This window comes from Granulicella paludicola, from assembly GCF_025685545.1.
GTDB classification, from domain to species: Bacteria; Acidobacteriota; Terriglobia; order Terriglobales; family Acidobacteriaceae; genus Granulicella; species Granulicella paludicola.
This window is the reverse complement of record NZ_JAGSYC010000021.1, coordinates 116,169-132,329: the sequence shown is the minus strand read 5'-3', so window position 1 is coordinate 132,329 and position 16,161 is coordinate 116,169. Positions and strand designations below refer to the sequence as shown.

The 16,161-nt window shown below is 61.1% G+C and carries 5 protein-coding genes; 3 read left to right on the top strand and 2 right to left on the bottom strand.

Annotated elements, in window-relative coordinates; translation table 11 throughout:
* Positions 1-50: 50 nt before the first annotated feature.
* Genes OHL14_RS05030 through OHL14_RS05020 form a run of 3 tightly spaced genes read left to right on the top strand, consistent with a single transcriptional unit; the run spans position 51 to position 7,904 of the window.
* Positions 51-1,925, top strand: a complete 1,875-nt coding sequence (locus OHL14_RS05030; RefSeq protein WP_263378232.1) for a GMC family oxidoreductase — start codon at positions 51-53, stop codon at positions 1,923-1,925.
* Positions 1,922-4,450 carry a hypothetical protein gene (locus tag OHL14_RS05025; RefSeq protein ID WP_263378231.1) on the top strand — a complete coding sequence of 843 codons (2,529 nt, stop codon included), beginning with the start codon at positions 1,922-1,924 and terminating at the stop codon, positions 4,448-4,450. Before OHL14_RS05030 ends, OHL14_RS05025 begins: the two co-directional genes overlap by 4 nt.
* Before the next feature lie 19 nt (positions 4,451-4,469).
* A complete protein-coding gene (locus OHL14_RS05020; protein ID WP_263378230.1) occupies positions 4,470-7,904 on the top strand; it encodes a hypothetical protein in 3,435 nt (1,144 codons plus the stop codon).
* Here OHL14_RS05020 and OHL14_RS05015 read toward each other — a convergent pair.
* Both OHL14_RS05015 and OHL14_RS05010 read right to left on the bottom strand, forming a co-directional pair.
* Positions 7,885-9,228: a hypothetical protein gene (locus tag OHL14_RS05015; protein WP_263378229.1), complete on the bottom strand. Its 1,344-nt coding sequence runs from the start codon at positions 9,226-9,228 to the stop codon at positions 7,885-7,887. The two genes, OHL14_RS05020 and OHL14_RS05015, sit on opposite strands and share 20 nt — an antisense overlap.
* Positions 9,225-15,920: a protease pro-enzyme activation domain-containing protein gene (locus OHL14_RS05010; protein WP_263378228.1), complete on the bottom strand. Its 6,696-nt coding sequence runs from the start codon at positions 15,918-15,920 to the stop codon at positions 9,225-9,227. The genes OHL14_RS05015 and OHL14_RS05010 overlap by 4 nt, the downstream gene beginning before the upstream one ends.
* Between the last annotated feature and the right edge of the window lie 241 nt (positions 15,921-16,161).

Below are 16,161 nucleotides of genomic sequence, written 5' to 3'. Positions count from 1 at the left end.
CGTAATGCATCGGGCCCGTAAGTGATCACTCTTACTTTTCGAGGCATCTTGTGACAGATGAGATCTACGACTTCGTAGTGGTCGGTTCAGGTGCGGGCGGCGGCCCTGTCGCCTCCAACCTCGCCCTTGCGGGCTACACCGTGCTGGTGCTGGAGGCAGGCGGCGACTGCGACACCGACTTCTACAAAGTGCCTTGCTTCCATACCCTGGCCAGCGAAGACCCAGAAATGAGCTGGGATTTCTTCGTGCGTCACTACGACAGCACGGCCATGCAGCAGCGCGATTCCAAGTACGTCGCTCAGCAGGACGGCATCCTCTACCCTCGTGCTGGCACACTCGGTGGCTGCACGGCACACAATGCCATGATCACTGTTTACCCGCAGAACAGCGATTGGGAAGCTCTGGCCAAACTCACAGGGGATCCTTCCTGGTCCGCAGAAAAGATGCGCAGCTACTTCGAGCGTCTCGAACACTGCGACTACATCCCTGTCTTCGAGCGCCTCAAGCAGTCCATCGTCGGTTTCCTCACAGGCAAAGGCACCAACCCCGGCAGGCACGGCTTCTCCGGCTGGCTGCACACGCAGACGGCGAACCCCGAAGTGATCCTGCCTGACGAAGAGATCGTCAAGATCGTGGCTGTCTCCGCCCTCAACAGCCTCGCCAACCACCTCGGCTGCCTGCGCGTCGATCTTGAAACGCTCTTCGATTCGAACGATTGGCGCACTGTCACCAGCAAGAACCGCGAAGGCGTCGGCATGGTGCCGCTCGCAACAAACAAAGGCAACCGCAACGGTACGCGCGAGCGCCTGCTGGATACCGTGAAAGCCTCGAATGGCAAGCTGTCCATCCGCACCGGCGCGCTCGCTTCGAGGGTCGTCTTCGAGGGTACCCACGCCGTCGGCGTCGAATATCTCTCCGGCAGCAAGCTTTATAGAGCCTCAAGGAACCCCGACGAGTCTGTCACGCCCGTCAAGACCATTGTCCTCGCGCGCCACGAAATTATTCTGTCGGGCGGTGCTTTTAATAGTCCGCAACTGCTCATGCTCTCCGGCATCGGCGACCCTAATGAACTGCGTGGCTTCGGCATCTCGCCCGTCGTGAACCTTCCTGCCGTAGGCAAGAACATGCAGGACAGGTATGAGGTCGGCATCATCTCGGAGATGGGCCGTCCGTTCTCCATTCTCAAGGGCCTGAATTGGGCCCCGCCCACTCCCGAGAGCCCAGCGGATCCGGGCTTCCTCCAATGGCAGCAGGGCAAGGGCATTTACACCACGAACGGCGCCTGCATCGCCGTCACCAAGCGCTCCGTGCCCACGAAGGTTGATCCCGACCTCTTCGTCTTCGGCCTGCCTTCGTACTTCAAGGGCTACTTCCCGGGTTACTCCGGCGCGCTCAAGCATTACAGCGATATGTTCACCTGGGCCATTCTCAAAGCCCACACCAACAACACCGCGGGCGAAGTGAAGCTTCGCAGTGCTGATCCGCGCGACACGCCATCCATCCACTTTCACTACTTCAGTGAGGGCAACGATACCTCAGGTGACGACCTCAACGCCGTCGTGCAGGGTGTCAAGTTCGCACGAGAGATGAACCAGGAGATTCACAAGCACATCGGTATGACCGAGGTCTGGCCCGGCCCCGATGTTAGCTCCGATGCGGAGATCGCCGACTTCATCCAGCGCGAGGCCTGGGGCCACCACGCCTCCTGCACCAATCCCATCGGCCTGTCCGGCGATCCGAAGGCCGTGCTCGACAGCCGCTTTCGTGTGCAAGGCACAACCGGTCTCCGCGTTGTAGATGCCTCCGTGTTCCGGCGTATCCCCGGCTACTTCATCGTCAGCGCGGTCTACATGATCGCCGAGAAAGCAAGCGACGTCATCCTCGAAGATACCCGCGCAGCTGAACGCGCAGGAGGCAAAGCATGAGCCCTCAACCTATGTACACTGAAGCCCGCCCGCATGGCCTGCTTTACCGCCTGGCAAAGGTTTTTCTTGTCCTTGTCGTCCTTTTGATCGTCGCGCTCGGGCTGGCAGTCATCTTCCCACTCTCCAAAGCAGGCACCGTCAAGGATGAGGCCCTCCTTGCAGGCCGCAGCGCCGAGAGTATGCCCGGAGCAGACGAAGATTACTTCAAGGACATGGACGGCGGCATTGCGCTTTCGCCCGAAGAGGTCAAAGGCCGCAATAACTGGATCGTCTGGACCGGCGGCAACGATCGCTTCTGGGACACAATCTCCGTCAAGAGTGTCGGCACGCTCGACTTCCTAAAAACACTCTCCTCGCACCCCGGTCTGCCCGCCAGCCGCGATAATCGCTGGGACTATCTTGGCCTCGTAAACGATCCTTGCTATGTCAAAGCGACAGGCCCCGACCCCAATCACTTCGGTCTCTGGCTCGACCAGCGCAAGCCCGAGTGCGGTGCGGACCCATTCGAGAACGAGCAGAAATATCCTGGCATCAAGATCGGCTCTCGCGGTACCACCGTCAAGGTAGGCTCCTATTACGGCGAAGGTACCGGCGTCATTGGTCTGCGACTCTTCCCGAACCCCGCTTTCGATGATGCCGCCAAGGCCAAGTGGGATCCCGTCCGCTACTACACTGACGCCAGCTATTACAACGATCGCAGCCTGATCAAGCCCTATCGCGTCGGTATGTCCTGCGGCTTCTGCCACGTCGGGCCTAACCCGCTCAAACCGCCAACCGACCCCAACAATCCGCAGCTCGAAAATCTCAGCTCCATGGTCGGCGCGCAATACTTCTGGATCGACCGTATCTTCGGTTGGGAGGGCGACAAGTCCAGCTTCGTCTTCCAGCTCTTCCATACCTCACGACCCGGTTCACTCGACACCTCGCTCGTCTCCACCGATAACATCAACAACCCTCGCACCATGAATGCTGTTTACGGACTCAAGTCTCGCCTTGATATGGCGCTGAACTGGGGACAGGAAAAGCTCACAGGCGGCAACCTCGATAACAAGCAGTTCAACCAGTTCGTCCCGCCCGATAACTACCTGGCTAAGTTCTTTACCGCGCCGGACATGGTGAACACGCCACACGTCCTCAAAGATGGCTCGGACTCCGTAGGCGCTCTTGGCGCGCTCAACCGGGTCTACCTCAACATCGGGCTCTTCAGCGAAGAGTGGCTGCAGCACTTCAATGCGCTTGTCGGCGGCAAGAAGGTCACCCCCATTGAGATCGCCGTCAATGAAAAGAACTCCAGCTACTGGAAGGCCAACGAGCTTCAGACCGTCGACCTTGCTCTCTTCATGTTGAAGAGCACTGACCCGCAGCATCTTGCCGACGCTCCCGGCGGTTCCGCGTACCTCACCAAAGACAAGGCCGTTCTCACTCGCGGCAAGATCGTCTTCGCTGAACGCTGCGCCCGCTGCCACTCCAGCAAGCTGCCTGCCATGGCTCCCGGAGAAGGCCTCGCCAACTGCGCCGGCAAAGGCTACCTCGATTGCTTCAATCGCTACTGGAAGCTCACGCAGACCGAAGACTACAAAGCCAAGATGCGCGACATCGTCCTCAAGGACGACTTCCTGCAGGACAACTTCCTCTCTACCGATGCCCGCATCCCTGTCACGCTGCTGCAGACCAACGCCTGCAGCCCGCTGGCTACCAACGCCCTCGCTGGCAACATCTGGGACAACTTCTCTTCGCAGAGCTACAAAGATCTCCCCTCCGTCGGCACCATCCGCATCACTGACCCCTACACCAGCAAAGTGTCCGACTACGTTATGCCCGACGGGGGCCGCGGTTATACTCGGCCTCCCAGCCTCATCAGCGTCTGGTCCACGGCACCCTTCCTGCTCAATAACACCGTCGGCCACTTCGAATCCAGCCCGTCTGTCGAAGCCCGCATGAACAGCTTCAACGACTCCATCGAGCAGATGCTGTGGCCCGAAAAGCGCATGAAGGATAGTGATCAGAAGTCCAGCTTCCCGGACGGCGTCTATCTCCTGAGCGGTCCCGGCCCCAGCCTTATCGACCGCACCACGCAGCAGAGCTATCTCCGGGTCTCCTCCGGTTACTTGCCGGAGCCGCTGGCCAGCATGACGCATCTCGCGCACAAGCTCTTTCCCAACTTCTTTAGCGCCGATGGCATCCAGCTCGGGCCCATCCCCGCAGGCACGCCCGTCGATCTGCTCGCCAATATCAACCTGCTCAGCGACAGTACGGACCGCTGGGAGCGCATCAAGCACAACTTCGCCGTCGCCTACCTGATCTACCAGCTGAAGAAGGACATCGAGCACCTACCACCCAACCCCACCGACGCGCAGGTGCGCGAGACCTTCAAGAACGTCGAGCCTTCGCTCATGAAGTACAACAAATGCCCCGACTTCATCGTGAACAAGGGACACTACTTCGGCACAGATTTGCTGCCCGATGAACCTGGCCTCAATGACTCGGACAAGAAAGCCCTGATCGAGTTCGTCAAGACCTTCTAGAGAGGAACACTCGATTTCCATGCCCGATCTAGGCTCTGAATCCACGCCGTCCGCGGTGCAGGCGCAGGCAGACACAGACCCTGCGCTCGACCCATCCTGGCACTACTGCCTCGGGCTAGCAGGCCACATTCAGCGCGCCTTCCCCGATCGACTTACGCTATCGTCTTGGCGCGCCGTTCTCGGCCTCGACTCCACCTCGCCCGATCCCTCCACACTCAGGATCGAGGAGATTGCCGGTACGTATCTCAAGCCCAGCGTCGCTGCCCAGGCACGCTTCTCCTCGCTTGTGCAGTACTCCCCAAGTAAGTGGCTACTCGAGCAGGAGATGCATGCCATGGACGGCTGGCGTCCTGGCGATCCAACGTACGCATCCCACCCCGCCGAACCTACCGACGATGTCTTTCGTTATGCCTGCGACCGAAAGCTTACCGGCCTTTGTCTTTCCGGCGGAGGCATTCGTAGCGCAACCTTCAACCTTGGCATCTTGCAAGGGCTCGCCGCACAGAACAAGCTCGGAGAGATCGATTATCTTTCCTCCATCTCAGGCGGCGGCTATATCCACCAGTTCCTCTCTTCCTGGATACTCTGCGAGAACCTCGACAAGGTGCAGGAGCAGCTCAAGCCGCTGCCAGGCGACTCTACCCGCACGGACTGGCCCGAACCTATCCGCTGGCTGCGGCGCTACTCCAACTACCTGACCCCCAGACGTGGACTGCTTGCTGCCGACACTTGGGTCGCCGTCTCCGTCTGGTTGCGGAACACCATTCTCAATCAGATCGTGCTGGTCGCGGCCACACTTTTCGTGCTGCTGCTACCGCACATCCCTGTCCTCTGGAACTTCCCCCATAAGTTCAACGCCAACCTGCAGCCGTCCCCACTCGTCACGGGTCCGCTCCCAGCCGCAGCCATTATCGTTGCGCTCTTCCTCGTTGCGCTGTTCCACATGATCGCGGCGCTGCCCTGCACGGAGCAAGCCGGAGATCCCAGCGATCTTCTGAAGCACTGCGCGCCCAAATCCAGCGACGGCGCCGCCTCAAGCAAACGTATCGGCTATACCAGCAACGGGGTCTTCTTCGACATTCTGCTGCCCACCTTCCTCGCGCTCTTCCTCGTATCTCCGTTTCTGTATCGATCCGCCTTTGCTGCACTTCAGCCCAAACACACAGACGTCTTCATCCCGCATAATCCAGAGCCCGGCATCGCGGGCCTTGTCTGGCAGCTACACCACCTCGCCAAAGAACCTATCGAGCCCCAGAAACCCACAACCGGTACATCGTGCAATCCCTCCTGCGCCAGCGACTCCTGCTGCAAAGCCGACACACCCAAACCTCCTTCGGATCTTTTCGTAAACACCCGTCTCTGGTTCCGCGACTTCTGCTATCCCCTTTGGTCGCCTCTTAACTCCGCCGGACGTCCGCCCGCCAACCGCTGGATTCTGGTAGCCTTCCTCAGTGGTCAGGGCCTGCTAATCTTCGGCCTCTTCTGGGGCACTTCGCGCAAACTTCCACGCTGGTATCGGGCCTCCTTCGTAGCTGCTGCCATGGCCGTTGGCGTGTGGACAGCGCTTCTGCTGCTGCATGTTGCGCGCGTTCTGCTGCTGCTCTCCGCTATCGCCTTCTCCTTTGAAACCCTCATCGGGATAGCGATGACGTTTACTCCCATCCTGCTTCTCTGCGTCGTCTTCATCTCGATGGATCTTGCCATCGGCACCATCGGCCGCTGCATGAGCGACGCCGGTCGAGAGTGGCTCGCGCGCGTTCGTGCCCTTAGCTTTCTAGCGGGCTTTGCATGGCTCGCGATCGTCGGCTGCTCCTTGCTGGGGCCCGTCGTTGTTTCCAAGCTCTTCCACATACACTGGGCCGTCTTCAGCACGGCGGTTGTCGGCTGGCTCGGCACCAGCATCTCGAGCCTGCTCGTCGGCAAGGGCACCTCAACGCACGGCGGGGCCGAGGACGCCTCCGGCAAAAAGTCTCCACTCGACTGGCTCACCAGCCTCGGCCCACCCATCTTCCTCGTGGGTCTTATGCTCAGCCTCTCGTGGCTCGCCCAGTTCGCGCTGTCTCTGTTTCCCGATAACATCGCGCTTCCCATCCTGCTCTTCTCCACCTTCACCTTGGCTCTCTTCCTCAGTTGGCGCGTCGACATCAACGAGTTCTCATTGCACGCCTTCTACCGCGATCGCATCGCGCGTTGCTACGGCGGCGCCTCCAACCCCGATCGGTATCCCAATGCCTTCACTGGCCTCGCGCGTAGCGACACACACCTCCACCTCTCTGACCTGCTCCCTACGAAGTTCAGTAACGGCTCCAGCTCCCTGTGGCCCGAAGGCCAGCCACCTCGCTATCAAGGACCGTTTCCTATCTTTGGTGCGACACTCAACCTAACCTTCGGTGCCGACCTCGCCACGCAGGAACGCAAGGCCGCCGCCTTCGCCTTCACCCCGCTCTACTGCGGCTACGACATCGGCTGGACCGAAGGCACCAGCAAGCGCATCCACCTCAATGGCTTCGTTCCTACCAACACATACGCCTATCAGGACGGTGGCCCGCATCTCGCCACTGTCGTCGCGGCCTCAGGAGCTGCTCTCAGTCCCGACGACGGTTTTCATTCCTCGCCAGCAATGTCTTTTCTGCTCACCGTCTTCAACTTGCGCCTCGGCTGGTGGCTGCCCAACCCGCGCAATCAGCGCTCCGATCGCGACAAACGCGTCCTTGGAGCCACACCCACCTTCGGTCTGCCGTACCTTCTTGGCGAACTCTTCGGTCAGGTGTCGGATGACTCGCGCTACGTCTCCATATCCGACGGTGGCCACTTCGAAAACATGGGCCTGTATGAGCTGGTGCGCCGCCGCTGCACCACCATCGTCATCTGCGACGCGGAAGAAGATCCGGACTTCGTCTTCGAAGGTCTCGGTATGGCCATCCGCAAATGCCGCATCGACTTCGGCGCAGAGATTAAGTTTGGACTCTCCGACTCAGAGGACGGCACCGAGAAGAGCCCGGAGGCCGCAACAACCGAAGCGTCGGCCTCGACAGACGCGGCCAAATCAGCCCAGCCAGACAATGATGCGAAGACCTGCAAGCCGAAGCTGCACGACATCAAGCACATCATCCCTGGTAGAGACGGCTTCAGCAAATGCGCCTACGCCACAGGACAAATCTTCTACGCAGCCCAGCCTACGGCTAAAGACCCGACGCCCGTTCCTGTCGTCGGCAACGTGCTATATCTCAAGTCCACGCTCACCGGCAAGGAGCCAGCGGACCTGCGCAACTACAAGCGCCAGCATCCCTCGTTCCCCAGCGACAGCACCCTCGACCAATGGTTCACGGAATCGCAGTTTGAAAGCTATCGCCGCCTGGGTCAGTTCGTCGCGGAGGATGTGGAGGTGAAGGCCTGGCTCGCCAAACACCTCGTCTCCGCCAAACGTACCGCCCCTACTGCTGAATCGCAATAGCTCCCGGCTGGTTCAGTCCGCCGCCGGTAAAGCCGCTCGCGCCAGAGAGCGCAACACCTGCCGCGGTAAATTCGCTCAGGCTCGCATTGCCTGCATTGCTCACCCACACATCGCCGTTCGGATCGATAGCAATGCTGGAAGGCTTGCTCAGCCCGCCGCCAGTGATCGAAGTCCCGGTCGCACCCGTCGCGCTCAAATGCGTCAGCGTATTGTTGCCGCCGTTTGCCACCCACGCCGTGTTGCTGGTGTCGAGGGTGATCGCCGTAGGTCCGCTAATGCCGCCTGCTGTAAAGCCGGTCGTTCCTGAAAGTGCTGCGCCGTTGTTGCTCAACTCCGTCACGCTGCTGCTGCTCGTATTCGCAATCCACACATTGCCGCTGGCATCGGTCGCTATAGCGCTCGGCGAACTCAGGCCGCCCCCGGTATAGTTGATCGCGATCTGCCAGGAACTCGGCGCACTCGCGCCCAGCGAAGGCGTATACGGACTGCCCGCAGCGACCGCCAATGCATTTAACGCCGCCAGGTTCAGCGACGGCTGCTGGGCCATATTCACCGCCGCCTGAATCGTATCCGTCGGCGCCACGCCGCCGACCGTCGTATCGGTGAACAACGTGCCGCAGTTGGCGCTGAGTGCTCCACTCGTCTGGTTAACGCTGTTCACGCACGACGCTAGAATATTCGCCAATGTGTTGATGTTCGTCGTCGGCAGGGAAGCCCCCGTCGGCAGCGCAGCGCCCGGCAGCGTGCCTGCACTCACGCTCACAATCTTGTTGATCGCCGCAAACGCATTCGTCAGTCCCTGCACGTTTGTCGACGAGGTCCCCACCGCCGACGCAGACTTCATAAACGCCTGCAGAGCCCACACCGATGCCACCGTCGTCAGCTCATTTACCTGGATCGTCGTCGAGCTCGTAATGCTGCTGCATGTCCCTAGCCCTGCCATCATCGCCAGTGCGCTGTTCGTCTGCGATCCCGTAATGCCTGGGTTCCCACCTGTTGCCGTCACGTAGACGAGCGCATTCGTAGGACAGGTGAAGTCCCCATAGAGCGTAAAGCCACCATCGCTGGCCGTCGTCACGGCCGTTTGCAGCAGCGAGGTCGAAGCCGTGCCATAGCCCGTCGCGCTTGCGGTGTACAGCTTCACCGTCGCTCCACTCACCGCCAGCGACCCGCTAAACACGTGCCCCTGCGCCACGGTGGGCGTGGTGGTTATGGGAGGCGTCGTCGTCGTGCCAGGGTTCACGGAAGCTCCCCCACAACCCACCAGCGTCAGCAGGGAAGCAGCGGCAACCGCCGCTACGAGTCTTGTCGAGTGAACAATCATGGGCGTACTCCAAGGGTCTTGTTCTGGACAGCTGTCGTCGTCGGTGCCACCGGGGCTGCTCCGCCGAGTATTTCCGTCACACTGCTGTTACCCGCATTCGTAATCCATACATTGCCGGACGTGTCGATCGCCACACCGCTCGGTGCGTTCAGCCCACCGCCGGTGTATCCCGTGGCCGGTGATATCGCAGCGCCATTTTTCGCAAAGACGCTGACGCTGCTGTTGCCGTTCGTCACCCACACCGTGCCGTTGCCGTCGATCGCCAGCGCAGTCGCCGCCGTCAGACCTCCGCCTGTCAGCCCATTCTGCACGGCTGTGCCGCTCGCGTTGAACTCTGCCAGGCTGCCGCCTCCGGCGTTCAAGGTCCACAGATCACCCGCAGCATCCACCGTAGCGCCAACGCCTCCACCCACCGTCGCCGCAGGATTGACCGCCGCTGCGCCATGGAACTCCGTCACCGAGCCCGACGGGTTCACCACCCATATATACGAGCCCGTCACCGTCAGCGTAATCGATTGCGACACCGTGCTATAGCTGCTGCTCGCGGGCACCAAGGTGGCCGTCAACATGTAGTTGCCGGGCGTCAACAGGGTCGAGCTTGACGTGATCGCTGTCGCTGTTCCATTGCCCAGCGTGGCCGTATACGTCAATGAGCCGGCAACGCTACCCATCGCATCCAGTATCCCTGAACCCAGCGCATTGCCTGCAAACAGAGAGGTCGCTGAAGGTGTCCAAGTGATGCTTGCCGCCAGCGACGTCACCGTGAAGCTGGCGTTTGCCGACCCGGCAGCATAGGTTGCGCTGGCAGCCTGCGAGGCCATCACCACCACTGTGCCTGCGCCCGTCAGCGTAATCGTCGACCCCGAGATCGTCGCCGGTCCCGACACGATCGTATAGGTGAAGGCGCCTGTAGAATTCGAACTTGCGCTTACCGTAAACGGGTCTGCTCCCGCGCTCTGGTTCGCAATCGCAAAGGAGATCGTCGGGGCAGGTGCCTGGGATACGGTAAAGCTCGCGGTCGCTGTTGCCGCTGCATAATTCGCGCTGGCCGCTTGCGACGCCGTCACCGTCACCGTGCCTGTCCCTGTCAACGTCACCGTCGATCCCGAAATCGTGGCCGGTCCTGACGCGATCGCGTAGGTAAATGCCCCGGTTGAATTCGACGTCGCGCTCACATTGAACGGAGCCGCGCCGTACGTCTGGTTCGCAATCGCAAACGAGATCGTCGGAGACGGTGCCTGCGCGACCGTGAAGCTGGCCGTCGCTGATCCCGCAGCATAGCTTGCGCTGGCCGCCTGCGAGGCCTGGACCGTTACTGTGCCTGAGCCATTCACCGTCACGGTCGAGCCGCTGATGGTCGCTGGCCCTGAAACGATCGCATACGTAAAGGCTCCGGTTGAGTTAGAAGTAGCACTCACGTTGAACGGAGCCGCGCCATAAGCCTGGTTCGCAATCGCAAAGGAGATCGTCGGTGCCGGAGCTTGAGCCACTGTGAAGCTGGCCGTCGCCGATCCCGCCGCGTAGCTCGCTGTCGCCGCTTGCGAGGCCTGGACCGTTACCGTTCCCGACCCGCTCACCGTCACGGTCGAGCCGCTGATGGTCGCTGGCCCAGAGACGATGGAGTACGTAAATGCTCCGCTCGAGTTCGATGTTGCGCTGATGTTGAACGGAGCCGCGCCGTAAGCCTGATTCGCGATCGCAAAGGAGATCGTCGGCGCCGGAGCCTGTGCCACTGTAAAGCTGGCTGTCACAGAGCCCGCGGTATAGCTGCCAGAGGCCGCCTGCGCGGCCTGCACCGTCACTGTTCCTGATCCGTTCACCGTGACCGTCGATCCCGAGATGGTCGCCGGCCCGGACACGATGGAGTAAGTAAACGCTCCGCTTGAGTTGGACGTCGCGCTCACATTGAACGGCGCTGCGCCGTAGCTCTGATTCGCAATCGCAAACTGAATCGTGGGCGCATTCGGCTGTGCCACGGTGAAGCTCGCCGTCGCTGACCCCGCCGCATAGCTGCCCGCAGCTGCCTGCGATGCCATCACGACGACTGTTCCCGCTCCGTTCACGGTTACGGTCGACCCGCTAAGGGTCGCTGGCCCGGACACGATGGAGTAGGTGAACGCTCCCGTCGAGTTTGAACTTGCGCTCACACTGAACGGTGCTGCGCCGTAGCTCTGGTTTGCAATCGCAAACTGAATCGTGGGTGCATTCGGCTGCGCCACCGTAAAGCTTGCATTCGCGGTTCCGGCTGCATAGGTGCCCGAAGCCGCCTGCGCGGCCTGCACGGTTACCGTTCCTGACCCTGTCACCGTTACGGTCGACCCGCTGATGGTCGCCGGTCCGGACACGATGGAATACGTAAACGCCCCGCTGGAGTTCGATGTCGCACTCACGTTGAACGGTGCCGCGCCGTAGCTCTGGTTCGCAATCGCAAACTGAATGGTGGGCGCATTCGCCTGCGCCACCGTAAAGCTCGCATTCGCAGTTCCAGCCGCATAGTTCACTGTGGCCGCCTGCGATGCCTGCACCGTCACGGTGCCAGAACCGGTGAGCGTGATCGTCGATCCGCTGATGGTCGCCGGACCTGACACAATCGCATACGTAAACGCTCCATTGGAGTTCGAGCTGGCGCTCACGCTGAACGGCGCCGCACCATAGCTCTGATTCGGGATGGAGAAGGTAATGGTCGGCGTCGCGGTCGATACCGTAAAGCTCGCATTCGTTGATCCTGCTGCATAGTTTGTCGTCGCCGCTTGCGACGCCTTCACCACCACCGTTCCCGCACCGGTCACGGTGACTGTCGATCCACTCACGGTCGCCGGCCCGGAAACAATCGAGTACGTAAACGCGCCTGTCGAGTTCGAGCTGGCACTTACAGTAAAGGGTGCCGCTCCGTAAACCTGGTTGGAGATCGCAAACGAGATCGCTGGCGTCGCCGCAGAGACTGTAAAGCTGGCACTCTGCGTCGCGGCCGTATAGTTCGTCGTCGCTGCCTGCGAAGCCATCACCACTACTGTCCCTGCGCCCGTCACCGTGACCGTCGATCCGCTAATCGTAGCCGGTCCGGACACGATTGAATACGTAAATGCTCCGCCCGAATTTGAACTCGCGCTCACGCTGAACGGCGCCACCCCATAGACCTGGTTGGAGATGGCGAAGGAGATCGTGGGGGTCGCTGCTGACACCGTGAAGCTGGCGTTCTGCGTCGCCGCTGCGTAGTTGGTCGTTGCCGCCTGGGACGCCATCAGCACGACCGTGCCTGTCCCCGTCACCGTAACCGTCGATCCGCTGATCGTAGCGGGCCCAGATACCACCGAGTACGTAAACGCTCCCGCCGAAGCCGAACTCGCGCTCACTGCAAACGGAGCCGCCCCGTAAGTCTGGTTCGACACAGTGAATGTGATCGTCGGTGTACCCTGCGTCACAGTGAAAGTGGCATTCTTCGTCGCCGCCGTGTAGTTCGTCGTCGCCGCCTGCGAGACCTGCAGCACGACCGTACCCACACCGGTCAGCGTCACCGTCGATCCACTCATGGTCGCCGGTCCCGACACCACGGAGTACGTAAACGCCCCGGTTGAAGCCGAGCTCGCGCTGACCGTAAATGGAGCTGCGCCATAGGTCTGGTTCGCCACGTTGAAGGTGATCGCTGCGGTCGCCTGTGCCACGGTGAACGTCGCCGTCGCGGACCCTGCCGCGTAGTTCCCCGAGGCCGCCTGCGAGGCCAACACCGTTACCGTACCCGCACCGGTCAAAGTCACCGTCGACCCACTGATCGTCGCTGGGCCCGATTGGATGGTGTAGGTGAACGTTCCTGCCGAGTTAGAACTCGCGCCGACCGTAAACGGAGCTGCGCCATAGGTCTGGTTCGCGATGCTGAATGTGATCGTTGGGGCCGCTGCTGACACCGTGAACGTCGCTGTCGCCGTCCCCGCAGTGTAGTTCGTCGTCGCCGCCTCGGACGCCTGCACCTTTACGGTGCCGGTCCCGGTCAGCGTAATCGTCGCACCCGAGATCGTCGCCGGCCCGGACACAATCGAGTACGTAAACGCCCCCGTCGAGTTCGAACTTGCGCTCACTGTAAACGGAGCTGCTCCATAGATCTGGTTCGCGATGCTGAACGTGATCGTCGGAGCTGCCGCCGACACCGTAAATGTTGCCGTCGCCGTCGCTGCCGTGTAGTTCGTCGAGGCCGCCTGCGATACCTGCACCTGCACCGTACCTGCACCCGTTACCGTCACCGTCGATCCACTGACCGTCGCCGGTCCTGACAGGATCGAGTAGGTCAGCGTTCCTGTCGAGTTCGTGGTCGCCGCGACCGTGAACGGAGCCACGCCGTACGTCTTGTTCGGAATGCTCAGGGTCAGCGTCGGCGTCGCCTGCGCCACAGTAAATGTCGCGGTCGCCGATCCGGCAGCATATCCTGTCGCTGCCGCCTGGAACGCCTTCGCCACCACCGTTCCCGCCCCGGTTAGCGTGATCGTCGACCCGCTGATCGTCGCTGGTCCCGACACGATCGAGTAGGAAAACGCTCCTGTCGAAGCCGACGTCGCGCTCACCGTAAACGCAGCCGTGCCGTACGTCTTATTCGGGATCGTGAACGTGATCGGCGCAGAAGGTACCGCTGCCCATGCCGCCACCAGGTTCGCCACATTCACGGATCCCAGCCCCGTCGCCTGGTCATAGCCGGTCCCAGCGTTGTAGCCGCTTAGCAGTCCCAGTGAATCGCCCGTTGTCGCCACGGTGCAGTTCGGAGACCCGCTCTTGCACGCCATCGAGTTCGAACCAGTCGTCGTGTCGTAAAACACGCAGCTGTTGCCACTGCCGACCGTGTTGCTGTTGCACGCTGCCAGCGAACTCTCCGCCGCTGCCAGCTGATACAGAATGGGGTTCGCCAGGCCTTGTGCGCTTCCAATTTTCTGCTGCACCAGCGCCATCACGCCCGCCATCGCAGGCGACGACACCGATGTTCCGCCGATCTCCTGATACACCACGTCCGTGCTGTTGCTATAGCTGCACGGATAGCTCCCCGAATAACAGATCAGGTACGACGTGCTCGCCGCTCCATAGGGTATGCCCGAGCCTGCAAACAGAGACACGTCCGGCAGGTCGCGCTTGCCGTCCGCTGGCACGCCCACGCCCGTCTGCCACGACGGCTTTGTGTAGCCCCCGGAACACTTATTACCGCTGTACGTTGTACACGCGCTGACTCCACCCGATCCGCCCGTTGTGAACACTAGGTTGCTCGTCGCCGAATTGCCCGCCAGTGTATTGCAATTGGCCTCTGCGCTTGCAGCTCCATAGAGCTGCACCACGTAGGGGTTTACGCAGGTCGCGTTCCACGGAATCTCCGGGATATATCCCAGCGCCGTAACTCCATTCGTTCCGTTCGCCGCGCTCCAGTACGTTCCCGCGGGGCTCTCCTGCCACAGAAAGTCCGTGCCGCCCACCGCCGTGATGTACGGGCTGGATGCGATGCCGTTCACCGCTAGCCCCGTCGTCACCGGGTTCAACGTGTGAGTGCCCGAGTTCTCGCATCCTGCCGAACCCTGATCGCCGGCCGCACCGAAGATCGAGATCCCCTCCGCCGAGCCCTGCTGCCACAAAGAATTGAAGGTCGCATTACCCGAGGTGCCAAGCGTCTGCTCGCAGTTGCCGTAGCTTTCGCTCAGGATCGTCGCCACCTGGTTGTCGATCACGTATTCCGACGACAGCAGAAATCCACCCGTAGTATTCGTATTCGCACTCACCACCAGCGTAATCGTTGCTCCCGGCGCGACGGCGCCCGACCATTCTACGTCCAGCTCCTGCTCCTCCTGCGAGCTCGTATACCCCGGCGCTGTTCCGTTATGAATGACGTTCGGCACATTGTTGGCCAGCCCGAAGCTCGATTGGAACGTCGCAATGTCCGACAGATTGATGTCGCTCTCGCCGGCGATCGCAATCGTCTGTCCTGCGCCGTTGATCCCGCTGTTCCACAGCGGAAGCACGTTGTAAATCGTCGCAAAATCCGTCGGCGTTACGTCTTCCTTTGTGTTCCCGCTTGAGTTCGTTCGCGTAAACTCTGCCGAAGCTCCGCCGCTCTCACCGTCCGCCGCAACAAACCGGCCGCTCTTCGCGTCCCGCTTCACCCGTTGGCCTTCCACCGACATCGGCCTCGGAAGAAAGTTATGCAGCGACGTCACACCCGCCACAACCGGTGCCAGTGCCTCTGGAATCTGCGGGTCGCTCACATTCGCATAGTGCGTCTCGCCCTCCACCACATAACGGTGAATCGCCGTATGGAACGCCGTCTGCACCTGTGCCGCTGTGCCGGAGAACTGGATAGTCACACGCCCGTGACTCACCTTGTCGACCGTCAGGCCTTGTGACTGGAGCCAGCCCGTCACCTGCGCCACGTCCGCGTCCGACGGCCCGAACCGCTGCCCAAACTCTGTCGGCGTCAGCCAGTGATGATAGCTTGCCGAGCTCGGATCGCTCTGCTGCGCCAGCAGCGTCTCCAGTTCGCTCTCCTGCGTCGCACTGCGCTGCAACAGCAGCATCATGTGAGCCATCGGAAGGCTGTCCTCGACCGCCCCCTTATCGAACTCCGCCCGCGCCATCGGTGCCGTGTTTCCCGGCAACTGCACCACTCGATTGTTGTCGATCGCACTGACGATGCGCGAAGGCGTCGGCTTCGCCAGGCTCTGTGCAGACATCGTTAGTGACAGGGTGAGAGATCCAAGGAGGGCGCAGACCGCTACCCTCGAAAGCATACGCATGGCAAAACTCCGCAGGCTCAATCCCACACCGAGCAAGGGCGATACATCGTCGCCTGCTTCGCATCCAAAGGAATTGAGATTCTCTTCGGACTATAACCGTAGTTCCGCTATCAAGAAACTCCCCGCGACCCCAAAAAAAAGCTTGCCGCCCGAACAGCCCAATTGGGGCGTTCGATGC